The sequence below is a fragment of the Pseudomonas sp. MYb541 genome (genome assembly GCF_037479595.1).
Lineage (GTDB): Bacteria > Pseudomonadota > Gammaproteobacteria > Pseudomonadales > Pseudomonadaceae > Aquipseudomonas > Aquipseudomonas canadensis.
Genome location: NZ_JBBGYS010000003.1, coordinates 23,266 through 39,797, shown reverse-complemented (window position 1 = coordinate 39,797; position 16,532 = coordinate 23,266). Strand labels below are relative to the sequence as shown.

15 protein-coding genes are annotated in these 16,532 nt (G+C 60.7%); 12 read left to right on the top strand and 3 right to left on the bottom strand.

The window, feature by feature from the left end; genetic code table 11:
• Positions 1-51: 51 nt before the first annotated feature.
• Together WH299_RS02630 and WH299_RS02625 are read right to left on the bottom strand one after the other, a co-directional pair.
• A complete protein-coding gene (locus WH299_RS02630) occupies positions 52-1,320 on the bottom strand; it encodes a Zn-dependent hydrolase (RefSeq protein WP_339549536.1) in 1,269 nt (422 codons plus the stop codon).
• A gap of 77 nt (positions 1,321-1,397) precedes the next feature.
• Positions 1,398-2,885, bottom strand: coding sequence for an NCS1 family nucleobase:cation symporter-1 (locus tag WH299_RS02625; RefSeq protein ID WP_122729224.1), 1,488 nt, complete (start codon positions 2,883-2,885; stop codon positions 1,398-1,400).
• 592 nt (positions 2,886-3,477) lie between these two features.
• Between WH299_RS02625 and hydA the strand changes: the two genes are divergently transcribed.
• The 3 genes from hydA (at position 3,478) to preA (ending at position 7,736) form a co-directional block, all read left to right on the top strand.
• Positions 3,478-4,917, top strand: coding sequence for a dihydropyrimidinase (gene hydA / locus WH299_RS02620; RefSeq protein ID WP_126570825.1), 1,440 nt, complete (start codon positions 3,478-3,480; stop codon positions 4,915-4,917).
• Positions 4,918-5,094: 177 nt separating this feature from the next.
• Positions 5,095-6,462 carry an NAD(P)-dependent oxidoreductase gene (locus tag WH299_RS02615; RefSeq protein ID WP_339549534.1) on the top strand — a complete coding sequence of 456 codons (1,368 nt, stop codon included), beginning with the start codon at positions 5,095-5,097 and terminating at the stop codon, positions 6,460-6,462.
• Positions 6,462-7,736 (top strand): NAD-dependent dihydropyrimidine dehydrogenase subunit PreA, encoded by a 1,275-nt coding sequence (gene preA / locus WH299_RS02610; RefSeq protein WP_122729228.1) that lies wholly within the window; start codon positions 6,462-6,464, stop codon positions 7,734-7,736. The genes WH299_RS02615 and preA overlap by 1 nt, the downstream gene beginning before the upstream one ends.
• 79 nt (positions 7,737-7,815) lie before the next feature.
• Here the strand turns inward: preA and WH299_RS02605 are convergent, their stop codons facing one another.
• Entirely contained in the window at positions 7,816-8,436 is a 621-nt protein-coding gene (locus tag WH299_RS02605) for a TetR/AcrR family transcriptional regulator (protein ID WP_010209389.1), read from the bottom strand.
• Between the two features lie 143 nt (positions 8,437-8,579).
• Here WH299_RS02605 and WH299_RS02600 point away from each other — a divergent pair, with 143 nt between their 5' ends.
• The 9 genes from WH299_RS02600 to WH299_RS02560 all read left to right on the top strand — a co-directional run bounded on the left by WH299_RS02600 (position 8,580) and on the right by WH299_RS02560 (position 16,532).
• Positions 8,580-9,023 (top strand): GNAT family N-acetyltransferase, encoded by a 444-nt coding sequence (locus WH299_RS02600; RefSeq protein ID WP_122729230.1) that lies wholly within the window; start codon positions 8,580-8,582, stop codon positions 9,021-9,023.
• An 18-nt stretch (positions 9,024-9,041) separates the two neighbouring features.
• Positions 9,042-9,407 carry a copper homeostasis periplasmic binding protein CopC gene (gene copC / locus WH299_RS02595; RefSeq protein WP_339549533.1) on the top strand — a complete coding sequence of 122 codons (366 nt, stop codon included), beginning with the start codon at positions 9,042-9,044 and terminating at the stop codon, positions 9,405-9,407.
• A gap of 3 nt (positions 9,408-9,410) precedes the next feature.
• Entirely contained in the window at positions 9,411-10,268 is an 858-nt protein-coding gene (gene copD / locus WH299_RS02590) for a copper homeostasis membrane protein CopD (protein ID WP_339549532.1), read from the top strand.
• A gap of 141 nt (positions 10,269-10,409) precedes the next feature.
• On the top strand, positions 10,410-11,672 hold the full coding sequence (locus WH299_RS02585) for an OprD family outer membrane porin (protein WP_122729234.1): 1,263 nt from the start codon (positions 10,410-10,412) through the stop codon (positions 11,670-11,672).
• A gap of 269 nt (positions 11,673-11,941) precedes the next feature.
• On the top strand, positions 11,942-12,766 hold the full coding sequence (locus WH299_RS02580) for an NAD-dependent epimerase/dehydratase family protein (RefSeq protein WP_123475489.1): 825 nt from the start codon (positions 11,942-11,944) through the stop codon (positions 12,764-12,766).
• A 2-nt stretch (positions 12,767-12,768) separates the two neighbouring features.
• Positions 12,769-13,644: an SMP-30/gluconolactonase/LRE family protein gene (locus WH299_RS02575; protein WP_323624282.1), complete on the top strand. Its 876-nt coding sequence runs from the start codon at positions 12,769-12,771 to the stop codon at positions 13,642-13,644.
• Between the two features lie 51 nt (positions 13,645-13,695).
• Positions 13,696-14,658, top strand: a complete 963-nt coding sequence (locus WH299_RS02570) for a TRAP transporter substrate-binding protein (RefSeq protein WP_028616956.1) — start codon at positions 13,696-13,698, stop codon at positions 14,656-14,658.
• A gap of 64 nt (positions 14,659-14,722) precedes the next feature.
• A complete protein-coding gene (locus tag WH299_RS02565; protein WP_123475485.1) occupies positions 14,723-15,250 on the top strand; it encodes a TRAP transporter small permease in 528 nt (175 codons plus the stop codon).
• 1 nt (position 15,251) lies between these two features.
• Positions 15,252-16,532 carry a TRAP transporter large permease gene (locus tag WH299_RS02560; RefSeq protein WP_122729242.1) on the top strand — a complete coding sequence of 427 codons (1,281 nt, stop codon included), beginning with the start codon at positions 15,252-15,254 and terminating at the stop codon, positions 16,530-16,532.

Below are 16,532 nucleotides of genomic sequence, written 5' to 3'. Positions count from 1 at the left end.
CCATTCTCCTTAGAAGCCGGCTTGCCGGCTCCTACGGAGGGCAGTGATGGCTTAGGCGGCCAACTTGCCACAGGCGATTGCCGCCGACGCCGCGACCATTGCCCTGAGCAACACCGCACACCCCGCCGCCAGATCATCCGGCGCGGCATTCTCGATTTCGTTGTGGCTAATGCCACCTTCACAGGGCACAAAAATCATCCCCGCCGGCCCCAGCTCAGCGACAAAAATCGCGTCATGCCCTGCCCCGCTGACGATGTCCATGTTCGACAAACCCAGGCTATTAGCGGCATCGCGTACCGCATCCACGCAGCCTTTGTCGAAGTACAACGGCGGGAAGTCAGCCGTGGGTTCCATTTCGAAACTCAGCCCGTGTTTGGCACAGGTGTCTTCAATGACCTGGCGCACTTGGGCAATCATCGAATCCAATCGCGCCGGTTCCAGGTGACGGAAGTCCAACGTCATGCGCACCTCACCCGGAATTACGTTGCGCGAGCCGGGATACGCCTGCAGGCAACCCACCGTGCCACACGCATGAGGCTGATGACCCAGCGCCGCCGCATTCACCGCCGCCACTACGGCCGCCGCGCCCACCAGGGCATCCTTGCGCAGGTGCATCGGCGTTGGCCCCGCATGCGCTTCAACCCCACGCAGCTTCAGGTCAAACCACTTCTGCCCCAGTGCGCCAAGCACCACACCGATGGTTTTCTTCTCGTCCTCAAGAATCGGGCCTTGCTCAATGTGTGCTTCGAAATACGCACCCACCTTATGCCCACTGACCGGCCGCGAGCCCGCATAGCCAATCGCATTCAATGCATCGCCGACACTGACGCCGTCCACATCGACCTTGGCCAGTGTGTCCGCCAGGATGAATTTCTCGGCGAACACGCCGGAGCCCATCATGCACGGCGGGAAGCGCGAGCCTTCCTCGTTGGTCCATACCACCACTTCCAGCGGCGCCTCGGTTTCCACGTTCAGGTCATTGAGCGTGCGCAGTACTTCCACACCGGCCAGCACACCGAAGCAACCATCGAACTTGCCGCCGGTGGGCTGGGTGTCGATGTGGCTGCCAGTCATCACCGGTGGCAGGTTCGGATCGCGCCCCGGACGACGGGCGAAAATGTTGCCGATGCCATCCACGGTCACGGTGCAGCCGGCCTCTTCGCACCACTGCACGAACAGGTCGCGGGCCTTGCGATCCAGGTCGGTAAGGGCCAGGCGACAGACGCCGCCCTTGGGTGTGGCGCCGAGTTTGGCCAGGTCCATCAGCGACTGCCACAGGCGGTCGCGGTTGATTTGCAGGACGTCGAGGGCAGCGTTCATGGGTGATCTCCTCAAGCTACATTTCTTATAAATTGACATGGTCAACTGTAGGAGCCGGCTTGCCGGCTCCTACAGGGTTATGTGGGGGTTTTCATGGCCAATGATTGAGCGCTGCGCTTGGCATTCAGGCCGTAATACAACAAGCCGCCCAACGCCGAACCGGTAAACCAGCCATAGCTGTAGAACCAGCTGAACGCATCACTGCCCAGCGACAGCAAGGTCAGCACCACTGGAACGCCAAACGCGATGAATCCACTCCAGTTCCACGCTGGGTAGATGTCGTCGCGGTACAGGCCGGCCAGATCAAGCTGCTGTTTGCGGGTGATGAAGTAGTCCACCACCATGATCCCGGCAATGGGCCCCAGCAGGCTTGAATAGCCCAGCAACCAGTTCGAATACACGGTTTCCAGGCTCACGTCGGACACGATCAGGCCGAGCTTTTTCAGCAGCTCATGGCCCATCAGCGCCAGCCCCACCAGGCCGGTCAGGATCACTGCCGTGGTGCGGTTGATCAGCTTGGGCGCGATGTTCTGGAAGTCATTGGTGGGCGACACAATGTTCGCCGCCGTGTTGGTAGACAAAGTCGCGACGATGATCAATGCCATCGCCACAGCCACCCACACCGGGCTCTGGATATGCCCGATCAGGGTCACCGGGTCGGACACGCTGACGCCCACCAGTTTCACCGAGGCGGCGGTCATGATCACGCCGAGGGCGGCGAACAGGAACATGGTCAGCGGCAGGCCGAAGATCTGCCCGAGGATCTGGTCCTTCTGGCTTTTGGCGTAGCGGCTGAAGTCCGGGATATTCAGCGATAGGGTGGCCCAGAAGCCCACCATCGCGGTGAGGCCGGCCATGAAGTAACCGGTGAGGCTCGCGCCTTCCGGGCGTTTCGGTGGGATCGCCATCAACTCACTGATCGACACATTGGGCATCGCCCACACCAGCAAGCCAATGCCCACCGCCACTAGCAACGGCGCCGACAGGGTTTCCAGGCGCTTGATCGACTCGGCGCCACGCAGCACTACCCACAGGTTCAGGCACCAGAAAATCATGAAGCCGATCACTTCACCAGTGCCGCCGAGGGACTTCCAACCCTCGAAAATCGAGCCGAGGAACAGGTGGATCGCCAGCCCACCAAACATCGTCTGGATACCAAACCAACCACAGGCCACCAGCGCGCGGATCAGGCACGGCACGTTGGAACCCAGGATGCCGAACGACGAGCGCAGCAGCACCGGAAACGGAATGCCGTACTTGGTGCCGGGGAAAGCGTTAAGCGTGAGCGGGATCAACACCACGATGTTCGCCAGCAGGATCGCCATCAGCGCCTCGCCCACCGATAAGCCGAAATACGCGGTGAGCACCCCGCCCAAGGTGTAAGTCGGCACGCAGATCGACATGCCGACCCACAGCGCGGTGATGTGCCACTTGTTCCAGGTGCGTTCGTGCACCTTGGTCGGTGCCATGTCGTGGTTGTAGCGCGGGCTGTCGAGGACGTCGGGGCCGGCGTCGAGTTCGTACAGGCCGTTGCGTTCAATGACTTGCGATCTGTTCTGTTGCATGGCCGCTCCACGGTTTTTTCGAATTATTTTTGCTCACCTGCACGGTGTGTGCCGGTGGCCGGAGTACCTCGTAAACAACATGACATCACGGGCCCGGCCAGCCGCCACTGCACTCAATATCCGTGCCGACAACCATTACCACACCCGCACCGCTTATATAACTCGCTGATGTTTATCAGCTTTCCGAGTGAGCCTTCGGTACTTGCCATGTTACTCAGGCTAGATAACGTGAAAGTTGCCCGAACTGTCAGGACTCAATCTGGTGCAACACAATTATTTTTATTTCCCTGCCCCGTCAAGAGGCAAGTCTCAAGCGTCTGATTTGCAATAAGAAATGTTGCTCAATTTAAGAACCTGTCAAGTGCGTCAAAATGGTGAGCGCGCGCTACATTTTGGTGATTTTCTATTTTTATCCTTATTAATCAACTAGTTAATATAAATATAAGCTTATGAAAAATCTTCTTGCCCAATCTAAAAACTCGGGCTAGTTTCTATTCCTGTCACCGATGACAGGAATTAATCACGCCATCGGCAAGCAGCATTACAACACTTAGAACTGGCACAAGCCGGTCAAGCCTGTGAGGAATTCGACATGTCGCTGTTGATCCGTGGCGCCACCGTTATTACCCATGATGAAAGTTACCGCGCCGATGTGTTATGCGCAGGCGGTCTAATCCGGGCTATTGGTACGAATCTGGATATTCCCGCCGGCACTGAGATACTCGATGGCAGCGGCCAATACCTGATGCCCGGCGGCATCGATCCCCATACCCATATGCAACTGCCCTTCATGGGCACCGTGGCCAGTGAAGATTTTTTCAGTGGCACCGCGGCAGGCCTGGCGGGCGGCACCACGTCGATCATCGACTTTGTGATTCCCAACCCGCAGCAATCACTGCTGGAAGCGTTTCACCAGTGGCGCGGCTGGGCGGAGAAATCCGCTGCGGACTACGGCTTCCACGTGGCGATCACCTGGTGGAGCGAACAGGTGCGCGAGGAAATGGCCGAGTTAGTCAGCCACCACGGCATCAACAGCTTCAAGCACTTCATGGCCTACAAGAACGCGATCATGGCGGCGGACGACACCCTCGTCGCCAGTTTCGAACGCTGCCTGGAACTGGGCGCGGTGCCCACCGTGCACGCGGAAAACGGCGAGCTGGTGTACCACCTGCAACGCAAGCTGATGGCCCAGGGCATCACCGGGCCCGAGGCGCATCCACTGTCGCGTCCTTCGCAAGTCGAGGGCGAAGCGGCCAGCCGCGCCATCCGCATCGCCGAGACCATCGGCACGCCGCTTTACCTGGTCCATGTGTCCACCAAGGAAGCGTTGGATGAAATCACCTACGCCCGTAGCAAAGGCCAGCCGGTCTACGGCGAAGTGCTGGCCGGCCACTTGTTGCTGGACGACAGCGTCTACCAGCACCCGGACTGGCAAACCGCCGCTGGCTACGTGATGAGCCCGCCTTTCCGTCCACGCGGGCATCAGGAAGCGCTGTGGCATGGCCTGCAATCCGGCAACCTGCACACCACCGCCACCGACCACTGCTGCTTCTGCGCCGAGCAAAAAGCCGCTGGCCGGGACGACTTCAGCAAGATCCCCAACGGTACCGCCGGGATCGAAGACCGCATGGCGCTGCTGTGGGATGAAGGGGTCAACACTGGGCGCCTGTCGATGCAGGAGTTTGTCGCGCTGACCTCCACCAACACAGCGAAGATCTTCAACCTTTACCCGCGCAAGGGCGCGATCCGCGTGGGTGCGGATGCCGACCTGGTGTTGTGGGACCCCGAAGGTACGCGAACCATTTCCGCCAAGACCCACCATCAGCAGGTCGACTTCAACATCTTCGAAGGCAAGACCGTGCGCGGCGTGCCGAGCCACACCATCAGCCAGGGCAAGCTTGTGTGGGCCGATGGCGACCTGCGCGCCGAGCGGGGTGCCGGGCGGTATGTGGAGCGGCCGACGTATCCGCCGGTGTTCGAGCAGTTGAGCAAGCGGGCGGAGCGTTCCAGGCCTACCGCCGTAAAGCGCTAAAAGCGGCCTTCGGCCTATCGCGGGCAAGTCGAATCGTCGCACCGCCGGCTCCCACATTTGAACGATGTGAACCCGATCCCATGTGGGAGCTGGCTTGCCTGCGAAAAGGCCAGCAAAGGCAACACAAAAACCAATGCCCATCAGAGGCAGTACCTCAATAACCGTGAGGCCAACACCGTGATCCAGACCCTGACCCACCTCCCCCATCCCGCCGAGGATGGACCGACGCTCGCCAGCCATTTCACCGACCTGGCGCCACCGCTCAACGCCCGGCAAGCCCAGCTTGAAGCCTCGCGCTGCCTGTATTGCTACGACGCGCCGTGCGTAAACGCATGCCCCAGCGAAATCGACATCCCATCGTTCATCCGCAATATCCACACCGAAAACGTACAAGGCGCCGCGCAGAAAATCCTCTCGGCCAACATCCTCGGCGGCAGTTGCGCCCGGGTCTGCCCCACCGAGATCCTCTGCCAGCAAGCTTGCGTGCGTAACAACGCTGAAGAATGCGCCCCGGTGTTGATTGGTTTGTTGCAACGCTATGCCGTCGACAATGCACAGTTCACCGAACACCCCTTCCACCGCGCAGCCTCTACCGGCAAGCGCATCGCCGTGGTCGGCGCCGGGCCTGCGGGGCTGTCCTGTGCCCACCGCAGTGCGTTGCACGGTCATGACGTGGTGATTTTCGAAGCTCGGGAAAAAGCCGGCGGCCTGAATGAATACGGGATCGCCAAGTACAAACTGGTGGATGACTTTGCGCAGAAGGAGCTGGATTTCCTGCTGCAGATAGGTGGCATCGAGATTCGCCACGGCCAGCGCCTGGGCGACAACCTCACGCTCAGTGAACTGCACCAGCAATTCGACTCAGTGTTCCTCGGCCTCGGCCTCGCCGCCAGCAAACAACTCGGCCTGCCCCACGAGGACGCCCCCGGCCTGCTCGCCGCCACCGACTACATCCGTGAGCTGCGCCAGGCCGATGACCTCACCCAACTGCCCCTGGCCGACCGCTGCATCGTGCTCGGTGCCGGCAACACCGCCATCGACATGGCCGTGCAGATGGCCCGTCTCGGTGCCCGCGATGTGAACCTCGTTTACCGGCGTGGCTTGACGGACATGGGCGCCACTCATCACGAACAGGACATCGCCAAGGCCAACCAGGTCCGCCTGCTGACCTGGGCCCAGCCGGAGGCCGTGCTGCTGGACGATCAGGGCCATGTGCGTGGCATGCGCTTCCTGCGCACACGCATGGAAAACGGCCGTTTGCACTCGACCGGCGAAACCTTCGAACTGGCGGCCGATGCGATCTTCAAGGCCATCGGCCAGGGCTTCGACAGCGAGGCACTGCACGATCCGCTGGCCCAGCAACTGCAGCGTGTCGGTGAACGGATCTTTGTCGATGAACAGTTGCGCACCAGCATTCCCGGGGTGTACGCGGGCGGCGATTGCGTCAGCCTCGGCCAGGACCTCACCGTGCAAGCCGTGCAACACGGCAAGCTGGCCGCCGAGGCCATCCATGCCCAACTCATGCTGAATGTGGAGGCTGCGTAATGGCCGATCTCTCGATTGTATTTGCCGGTATCAAAGCCCCCAATCCATTCTGGCTGGCCTCCGCGCCGCCCACCGACAAGGCCTACAACGTGGTGCGCGCCTTCGAAGCCGGCTGGGGCGGCGTGGTGTGGAAAACCCTGGGCGAGGACCCGGCGGCGGTCAACGTGTCGTCGCGCTACTCGGCGCACTACGGCGCCAACCGTGAAGTGCTGGGCATCAACAATATCGAGCTGATCACCGACCGCTCGCTGGAGATCAACCTGCGGGAAATCACCCAGGTGAAAAAGGATTGGCCCGACCGCGCGCTGATCGTGTCGCTGATGGTGCCGTGCGTCGAGGAATCCTGGAAAAACATCCTGCCGCTGGTGGAAGCCACAGGTTGCGACGGCATCGAACTGAACTTCGGTTGCCCCCACGGCATGCCGGAGCGCGGCATGGGCGCGGCGGTGGGCCAGGTACCGGAATACGTGGAACAGGTGACGCGCTGGTGCAAGACGTATTGCTCGCTGCCGGTGATCGTCAAGCTCACGCCGAATATCACCGACATCCGCGTGGCGGCGCGGGCAGCGTATCGCGGCGGCGCGGATGCGGTGTCGCTGATCAACACCATCAACTCCATCACCAGCGTCGACCTGGAACGCATGGTCGCGCTGCCCGTCGTCGGCACGCAAAGCACCCACGGCGGTTATTGCGGCTCGGCGGTCAAACCGATCGCGCTGAACATGGTCGCCGAAATCGCCCGCGACCCGCAGACCCAGGGCCTGCCGATCTGCGGCATTGGCGGCATCGGCAATTGGCGTGACGCGGCGGAGTTTGTCGCCCTGGGCTGCGGTGCGGTGCAGGTGTGCACGGCGGCGATGCTGCATGGGTTTCGGATTGTGGAGGAGATGAAGGACGGGCTGTCACGATGGATGGACAGTCAAGGATACAAAAGCCTGCAGGATTTTTCCGGACGGGCGGTGGGAAATACGACGGATTGGAAGTACCTGGACATCAACTATCAGGTGATTGCGAAGATCGATCAGGAGGCGTGCATTGGCTGTGGGCGTTGCCATATTGCCTGTGAGGACACCTCGCACCAGGCCATCTCCAGTTTGAAACAGACGGATGGCACGCATAAATACGAAGTGATCGATGACGAGTGCGTGGGCTGCAACCTGTGCCAGATCACCTGCCCGGTGGCGGACTGTATCGAGATGGTGCCGATGGACACGGGCAAGCCGTTTTTGAATTGGACGCAGGATCCGAGGAATCCATACAGGGAGGCTGTGTAACCCGAAATATTGTGGTGAGCGAGCTTGCCTCGCGCGGGGCAAGCCCGCTCACCACAAAAATGGGATCAGCTCACCGATATCAAGGCTCCAACCCAATCCCCCGCAAAATCACACTCGTCACCGTCTGAATCGCCTTCTCGAACTGCATATCCGACAACGGCTGGTGCTCATTCAAGATCTTCACCTGATGATCAAAGTCGGCATAGTGCTGGGTCGAGGCCCAGATCATGTATAGCAGGCTCGACGGCTCCACCGGCAGGATGCGTTTGTCTTCCACCCACTGGCGAATTTTCGCTTCCTTCATCTTGGCCCAGTCGTACAGACTCTCATCCAGCGCCTCACCGAGCGTCGGCGCGCCGTGGATGATTTCATTGGCCCAGACTTTTGAACCATATGGCCGCGTGCGCGAGCGCTGCATCTTGGCGCGGATGTAGCTGCTGAGCACCACCCGTGGATCGTCGAAGGTCTCGAAACTCAGGGCATCCTGCTTCCACACTTCCAGCAGGTCGAACAGTACCGCGCTGTACAGCTCGCTCTTGGTGGTGAAGTAGTAATGCAGGTTGGAGCGCGGCAATTGCACTTCTTCGGCGATATCCGCCATGGCAGTGCTGCCGTAGCCTTTTTCGGCGAAGATTTTCTCCGCCGCCAGCAGGATTTTCTCGACGTTGACCCGACGAATTCCGATCTTGTGATTGCCCATAAGGGCTCCCTGACAACAACTTGGCTTAAAGACTACCATCGGCTCTAGATCGCGGCGACAGGCCATAATGAAACTTCTGACGCGAACCTTTCCCCTGGAAATCGGATTGGTTAGGATCGCGGTCCCCATGAAGGATCATTGCAATGACTATTCGACCTCGCGTGGCCACCGACGACCCCGTGCTGGGCGCACTCTGGGAGCGCTCGGTGCGGGCCACCCATGACTTCCTCCCCGAGGATGACATTCAACGTCTGCTACCCCTGGTGCGCGACACCTACCTGCCCATGCCCGCACTCGATGTGTGGGTGTATGAAGACCAGAACGGCATCGCCGGCTTCATCGGCACTGGCGGGCACAACGTGGAAATGCTGTTTATCGAGCCCGACCGCCGTGGCCAGGGCATCGGCCGCCAATTGCTGGACCACGCCCGCGCCCGTCACGACGCCCTCACGGTGGACGTGAACGAACAAAACCCCCAGGCCGTGGGTTTCTACCTGCATTATGGTTTTATCCAGGTTGCGCGCTCGCCGCTGGATGGCGAAGGCAAGCCCTTTCCCTTGCTGCACATGGCTCTACCGACTCCCTGACCCTGAAGGTATTGAACAATGTTGATCAAGAAAAGCCTCACCACCGTCGCCCTGCTCGCCTCCCTGCTGGGCGCCTCCGCTGCATTTGCCCACGCGCGCCTAAAGAGCGCTGAACCGGCGCCCGACAGCAGCGTCACCGCGCCTAAAGACCTGCGCCTGACCTTCAGCGAAGGCGTCGAGGCCACCTTCACCAAGGTGTCCCTGAGCAAGGACGGCACCGAAGTCGCCATCAAGGGCCTGGAAACACCGGACGCCGACAAAAAAGTCCTGGTCGTCACTCCGGCCGCACCCTTGGCGGCCGGTAACTACAAAGTGGTGTGGAACGCGGTCTCGGTCGACACTCATAAGAGCAACGGTGAATACAGCTTCAAGGTCGGCCAATAACCCATGGCAACGCTGCTGGTGCTGTGCCGTTTCCTGCATTTCATCGTCGTGCTGCTGATGTTCGGCGCCTGTGCATTCAGGCCCTGGCTGCTCGGCGCTGAAGCGCAACCGGCGCTGGACCGGCAACTTGAGCGCATCACCCGCGGGCTGGCCTGGCTGGCGTTATTCTCTGGCGTGGCCTGGCTGCTGTTGATTACCGCCAGCATGGCGGGCAGCTGGGACGCGGCGCTGCAACCGGCCACCGTGCAGTTGGTGCTGGGCAAGACCTTTTTTGGCCAGGTGTGGGTGTGGCACCTGTTGCTGAACCTGTTGCTGGTGATCGTGCTGGCCAAACCCTGGCGGATGCTGCGCCTGCCGGTCATTGCGCTGCTGCTGGCGACCTTGGCGCCGGTGGGTCATGGCGCCATGCTCAATGGGCTCAGCGGGCAATTGCTGATCCTAAATCAAGTGGTGCACTTGGTGTGTGTCGGTGCCTGGCTCGGCGGCTTGCTGTTGTTGGTGTTGATCCTCAGGCAAGCGCCAGCCTTGGCGCTGGAGCCGATCCTGCGGCGGTTCAGCGGCGTGGGTTATGGGCTGGTCGCCGGGTTGCTGGTGACCGGCTTGATCAACGTGCGCGTACTGACCGGGCAATTCTGGCCCACGCCGTTGTTCAACGGGTTCGCGCTGATTCTGTTGATCAAAGTATTTCTGGTGCTGGGCATGCTGGCGTTGGCGCTGCTGAACCGGCTGCGTATCGAGCGCTGTGAACAACGCCTGGGCAGTTTGAAGTCCAGTGTGATGCTGGAGTGGCTGCTGGGTGTTGCAGCGGTGGCCGCCGTTTCCCTTCTTGGCACCTTGCCTCCCATGGTGATGGCGGGCTGAATAACTTCCCGCCTCCGGCCCGAGCAGGTCATCGTATAACTTCTGATTGACAATCCCGGAAAACCTCGCAAATATTCGCTCCAATGTTGTACGACAACGTATAACGAAAAATAAAAACAACAAAAGAAAGGGAGCTTCACTGTGAGTTCACTCGCCCGCAATTCCTCCATTCGCCGGGGTTTTATCGGTCTCGGCAGCCTGGCTTTCACCCTGCCCCTCGCCGCTTCGGCCGAAGGCTTCGTCGACGACGCCAAGGCCACGCTTAACCTGCGCAACGCCTACTTCAACCGCAACTTCACTAACCCGACCAACCCCCAGGGCAAAGCCGAAGAGTGGACGCAGAACTTCATTCTCGACGCTAAGTCCGGCTACACCACAGGCACCGTGGGCTTTGGGATTGACGTGCTGGGCCTGTATTCGCAAAAACTTGATGGAGGTAAAGGCACTGGCGGTACGCAGTTGCTGCCGATTCACAGCGACGGCCGCCCGGCCGACAACTTTGGCCGCCTCGGCGTGGCACTGAAAACCAAGTTATCGAAGACCGAATTAAAGGTCGGCGAATGGATGCCGGTGCTGCCGATCCTGCGCTCCGACGACGGCCGCTCCCTGCCCCAAACGTTCCGTGGCGGCCAGGTCACGTCCAATGAAATCGCCGGCCTGACCCTCTACGGCGGCCAGTTCCGCGGCAACAGCCCGCGCAACGACGCGAGCATGGAAGACCTGTTCATGAACGGCAAAGCCGCGTTCACCTCTGACCGCTTCAACTTCGGCGGCGGCGAGTACAGCTTCAACGACAAACGTACCCAAGTGGGTGTGTGGTACGCCGAACTCACCGATATCTACCAGCAGCAGTATTTCAACCTGACCCACAGCCAACCGGTGGGCGACTGGACCCTGGGCGCCAACCTCGGTTTCTTCACCGGCAAGGAAGATGGCAGCGCCCTGGCCGGCGACCTCGACAACAAGACCGCCTTCGCCCTGCTCTCGGCCAAGTACAACGGCAACACCTTCTATGTGGGTTTGCAGAAACTCACCGGGGATAGCGTGTGGATGCGCGTCAATGGCACCAGCGGCGGCACCCTGGCCAACGATAGCTACAACGCCAGCTACGACAACGCCAAGGAAAAATCCTGGCAGGTGCGCCATGACTTTAACTTCGTGGTGCTCGGCGTTCCGGGCCTGACCCTGATGAACCGCTATATCAGCGGCAGTAACGTGCACACCGGGGCGATCACCGATGGCAAGGAATGGGGCCGGGAGTCGGAGCTGGCTTACACGGTGCAGAGCGGTGCGTTGAAGGACCTGAATGTGCGCTGGCGCAATTCGACCATGCGTCGGGATTTCAGCAATAACGAGTTTGATGAAAATCGGCTGTTTATCAGCTATCCGATTTCACTGCTCTAAAGGCCACTGAATGACTTTGTGGTGAGCGGGCTTGTCTGTGGTGAGCGGGCTTGCCCCGCGCTGGGGGGCGAAGCCGCCCCCCAAAAAAACACCTCGTTGTATCAGACAGAAGGTGCTGTCTGGATTGGGGCGGCTGCGCCCCCAGCGCGGGGCAAGCCCGCTCACCACAGACAAACCCGTTCACTACAGAAGGGCGTTGACAAGCACAAGAATCCCTAACGATACTTCGGCATAGTCATACGACAACCTACAACAACAATGGAACCCTCATGACCACCACCACAACCACGCCCGTTCCATTCAATCGCCTGCTGCTCACCGGGGCCGCTGGCGGCCTGGGTAAAGTCTTGCGCGAGCGCCTGCGCCCTTACGCCCAGGTACTGCGCCTGTCGGACATCGCCAACATGGCCCCGGCTGCCGACGCGTCCGAAGAGGTGCAACCCTGTGACCTCGCCGACAAACAAGCCGTGCACCACTTGGTGGAAGGCGTCGACGCGATCCTGCACTTCGGCGGCGTCTCGGTGGAGCGCTCGTTCGAAGAAGTGCTCGGCGCGAACATCAGCGGCATTTTCCATATCTATGAAGCTGCGCGCCGCCACGGTGTGAAGCGCGTGATTTTCGCCAGTTCCAATCACGTGATCGGCTTCTATAAACAAGGTGAAAAACTCGACGCCCACTCCCCGCGCCGCCCGGATAGCTACTACGGCCTGTCCAAGTCCTACGGCGAAGACATGGCCAGTTTCTACTTTGACCGCTACGGCATCGAGACCGTGAGCATCCGTATCGGCTCGTCGTTCCCGGAACCACAGAACCGCCGCATGATGCACACCTGGCTGAGTTTCGATGACCTGACTCAATTGCTCGAGCGCGCGCTGTACACCCCCAACGTCGGCCACACGGTGGTCTACGGTATGTCGGACAACCTCGACACCTGGTGGGACAACCGCTACGCCGCCCACCTGGGCTTTGCCCCCAAAGACAGCTCCGAAGTGTTCCGCGCCCAAGTCGAAACCCAGCCACCGGTGGCCGCCGATGACCCGGCCAAGGTCTACCAGGGCGGGGCGTTCTGCGCGGCCGGTCCTTTCGGGGACTGACCATGAACGCTGAACTGATCGTCGATGCCCGCAATGCCGTAGGCGAATGCCCGGTGTGGGTGCCCGAGGAAAAAGCCCTTTACTGGGTGGATATCCCCAAGGGCGGCCTGCAACGCTGGAGCGCCGCCACTGGTCATGTTGCCGCCTGGACAGCCCCGCAGATGCTTGCCTGCATCGCCCGCAGCGAGGCGGGCAACTGGGTCGCTGGCATGGAAACCGGGTTCTTCCAGCTCACCCCGCACAACGACGGCAGCCTTGATACCACGCCTCTGGCGGCTGTAGAGCACCCACGCCAGGACATGCGCCTGAACGACGGCCGGTGTGATCGCCAGGGCCGTTTTTGGGCCGGCAGCATGGTGTTGAACATGGGTTTGAATGCGGCCGAGGGCACCCTCTATCGCTACGCAGCAGGTGCGGCGCCCCATGCGCAGTTGAACGGTTTCATCACGTTGAACGGACTGGCCTTCAGCCCTGACGGCCGCACGATGTACGCCTCGGACTCACACCCGCTGGTGCAGCAGATCTGGGCCTTCGACTACGACATTGACACCGGCACGCCGTCCAACCGCCGCGTATTCGTGGACATGCACAAGCACCTCGGCCGCCCTGACGGCGCGGCCGTGGATGCCGATGGCTGCTATTGGATCTGCGCCAACGACGCCGGGCTGATCCACCGTTTTACCCCGGAGGGTCGCCTCGATCGCTCCCTCACCGTACCGGTGAAAAAACCCACCATGTGCGCCTTTGGCGGCAGTCGCCTGGACACCCTGTTTGTCACCTCGATCCGCGATGACCAGAGTGAACAGTCACTGTCCGGCGGCGTGTTCGCCCTCAACCCCGGCGTTGTCGGATTGCCGGAGCCCACCTTCACCCTTTAGCTGCATCGCTGTGCCTTGAATACAACAATAACAAGACAGGAATGAACCCCCATGGACTTCAAACGCACCTTGCTCGCCGCTGCATTCTTCACCCTCAGCAGCGCCGCCCACGCGCTGGAAATCAAATTCGCCGATATCCATCCCGCCGGCTACCCCACCGTCGTTGCCGAAGAGAACATGGGCAAGGCCCTGACCAAGGAAAGCAACGGTGAACTGACCTTCAAGTATTTCCCGGGCGGTGTCCTCGGGTCCGAAAAAGAAGTGGTCGAACAGGCTCAGGTCGGCGCTATCCAGATGACGCGCGTCAGCCTCGGCATTGTCGGCCCGGTGGTGCCGGACGTGAACGTGTTCAACCTGCCGTTCGTGTTCCGCGACCAGGCGCACATGCGCAAGGTCATCGACGGCGAGATCGGCGACGAGATCCTCGCCAAGATCACCGATTCCGAATTCGGCCTGGTCGCCCTGGCCTGGATGGACGGCGGCACGCGCAACCTCTACACCAAGAAACCGGTGCGCAAGATCGAAGACCTCAAGGGCATGAAAATCCGCGTACAAGGTAACCCCTTGTTCATCGAAGCCTTCAATGAAATGGGGGCCAACGGCATCGCCATGGACACCGGCGAAATCTTCAGCGCCCTGCAGACCGGCGTGATCGACGGCGCGGAAAACAACCCGCCGACCCTTTTGGAACACAACCATTTCCAGAACGCCAAGTACTACACCCTCACCGAGCACCTGATTTTGCCCGAGCCCATCGTGATGTCGAAAATCACCTGGAACAAGCTCACCCCCGCGCAGCAGGACATGGTGAAAAAAGCCGCCAAGGCCGCCCAGGCTGACGAGCGCGTGTTGTGGGACGCCAAGTCCGCCAGCAGTGAAACCAAGCTCAAGGCCGCCGGTGTCGAGTTCATCACCGTCGACAAAAAACCCTTCTATGACGCCACCGCGCCGGTTCGCGCCAAGTACGGTGCGGCCTACGCCGACATCATCAAGCGTATCGACGCCGTTCAGTAACGCCCTCCTTCTCTAGCAAGGCCCGGCGCGGTCGGCATCGACGCGCCCGGTTACGGTGAACGCCATGAAGAATTTACTGCTGCGCATCAACGACCGCATCTACATGACCTGCATCTGGGTCGCCGGCCTCTCGGTATTGGGGGTCGCGCTGATCATCCCTTGGGGCATCTTCGCCCGCTACGTCCTCGGCACCGGCTCCAGTTGGCCGGAGCCCACCGCCATCCTGTTGATGCTGGTGTTCACCTTTATCGGCGCCGCCGCCAGTTACCGCGCCGGCGCGCATATGTCGGTGGCCATGGTCACTGACCGCCTGCCGCCCCGTCAGCGCCAGATCATCGGCATCGTCTCGCAATTGCTGATGGGCACCATCTGCCTGTTCATGGCCATTTGGGGCACCAAACTGTGCCTGTCCACCTGGAACCAGTTCATGAGTGCCATCCCTACCCTGCGTGTGGGCATCACCTATATGCCGATCCCGATCGGCGGGCTGCTGACCCTGATCTTTGTCGTGGAAAAACTCTTGCTCGGTGACCAGAGCAACCGTCGGGTCGTGCGCTTCGACCTGGTTGAAGAAAGCGAAGGGGCCGCTTGATATGGACGCATTGATTCTGTTGGGCAGCTTTATCGCCTTGATCCTGATCGGCATGCCTGTGGCGTACGCCCTGGGGTTGTCGGCGCTGATCGGCGCGTGGTGGATCGACATCCCGTTCCAGGCCCTGATGATTCAGGTGGCCGGCGGGGTGAACAAGTTTTCGCTGATGGCGATTCCGTTCTTTGTGCTGGCCGGGGCGATCATGGCCGAGGGCGGCATGTCGCGGCGGTTGGTGGCATTTGCCGGCGTACTGGTGGGTTTTGTACGCGGCGGCCTGTCGTTGGTGAACATCATGGCCTCGACGTTTTTTGGCGCAATTTCCGGCTCGTCGGTGGCGGACACCGCCTCGGTTGGCTCGGTGCTCATTCCGGAAATGGAACGCCGTGGCTACCCCCGGGAATTCGCCACGGCCGTGACCGTCAGTGGATCGGTACAGGCGCTGCTGACCCCACCCAGCCATAACTCGGTGCTCTACTCCCTGGCAGCCGGCGGTACAGTGTCGATTGCCTCGCTGTTCATGGCCGGCGTGGTGCCGGGTTTGCTGATGAGCGCGTGCCTGATGGTGCTGTGCCTGATCTTCGCGAAAAAGCGCAACTACCCCAAGGGTGAAGTCATTCCGCTCAAGCAGGCGCTGAAAATCTGCGCCGATGCGCTCTGGGGCCTGATGGCCATGGTGATCATCCTCGGCGGCATCCTCTCGGGGATTTTCACCGCCACCGAATCCGCCGCAATTGCCGTGCTGTGGGCGTTTTTCGTGACCATGTTCATTTACCGAGACTACAAGTGGAGCGAGCTGCCCAAGCTGATGCACCGCACGGTGCGCACCATTTCCATCGTGATGATCCTGATCGCCTTCGCCGCCAGCTTCGGCTACATCATGACCCTGATGCAGATCCCGGCAAAAATCACCACGATGTTCCTGACCCTGTCGGACAACCGCTACGTGATCCTGATGTGCATCAACGCCATGCTGCTGTTGCTCGGCACGGTGATGGACATGGCGCCGCTCATCTTGATCCTCACGCCGATCCTGCTGCCGGTGGTGCTGGGTATCGGCGTCGATCCGGTGCACTTCGGCATGATCATGCTGGTCAACCTCGGTATCGGCCTGATCACGCCGCCGGTGGGCGCGGTGCTGTTCGTCGGCGCGGCGGTGGGCAAGGTCAGTATCGAGAAAACCGTGAAGGCGCTGCTGCCGTTTTATGCCGTGCTGTTTCTGGTACTGATGGCCGTGACTTACGTTCCTGCGCTGTCGTTGTGGCTGCCAAGCGTGGTGCTCTGA

Excerpts from the sequence above, each read along its gene's own strand:
- preA (WP_122729228.1), top strand. The coding sequence starts at position 6,462 with ATGGCCGATCTCTCGATTGTATTTGCCGGTATCAAAGCCCCCAATCCA.
- WH299_RS02570 (WP_028616956.1), top strand. The coding sequence starts at position 13,696 with ATGGACTTCAAACGCACCTTGCTCGCCGCTGCATTCTTCACCCTCAGC.
- WH299_RS02630 (WP_339549536.1), bottom strand. The coding sequence starts at position 1,320 with ATGAACGCTGCCCTCGACGTCCTGCAAATCAACCGCGACCGCCTGTGG.
- WH299_RS02600 (WP_122729230.1), top strand. The coding sequence starts at position 8,580 with ATGACTATTCGACCTCGCGTGGCCACCGACGACCCCGTGCTGGGCGCA.
- WH299_RS02575 (WP_323624282.1), top strand. The coding sequence starts at position 12,769 with ATGAACGCTGAACTGATCGTCGATGCCCGCAATGCCGTAGGCGAATGC.
- hydA (WP_126570825.1), top strand. The coding sequence starts at position 3,478 with ATGTCGCTGTTGATCCGTGGCGCCACCGTTATTACCCATGATGAAAGT.
- WH299_RS02605 (WP_010209389.1), bottom strand. The coding sequence starts at position 8,436 with ATGGGCAATCACAAGATCGGAATTCGTCGGGTCAACGTCGAGAAAATC.
- WH299_RS02560 (WP_122729242.1), top strand. The coding sequence starts at position 15,252 with ATGGACGCATTGATTCTGTTGGGCAGCTTTATCGCCTTGATCCTGATC.
- WH299_RS02580 (WP_123475489.1), top strand. The coding sequence starts at position 11,942 with ATGACCACCACCACAACCACGCCCGTTCCATTCAATCGCCTGCTGCTC.
- WH299_RS02565 (WP_123475485.1), top strand. The coding sequence starts at position 14,723 with ATGAAGAATTTACTGCTGCGCATCAACGACCGCATCTACATGACCTGC.
- copD (WP_339549532.1), top strand. The coding sequence starts at position 9,411 with ATGGCAACGCTGCTGGTGCTGTGCCGTTTCCTGCATTTCATCGTCGTG.
- WH299_RS02625 (WP_122729224.1), bottom strand. The coding sequence starts at position 2,885 with ATGCAACAGAACAGATCGCAAGTCATTGAACGCAACGGCCTGTACGAA.
- copC (WP_339549533.1), top strand. The coding sequence starts at position 9,042 with ATGTTGATCAAGAAAAGCCTCACCACCGTCGCCCTGCTCGCCTCCCTG.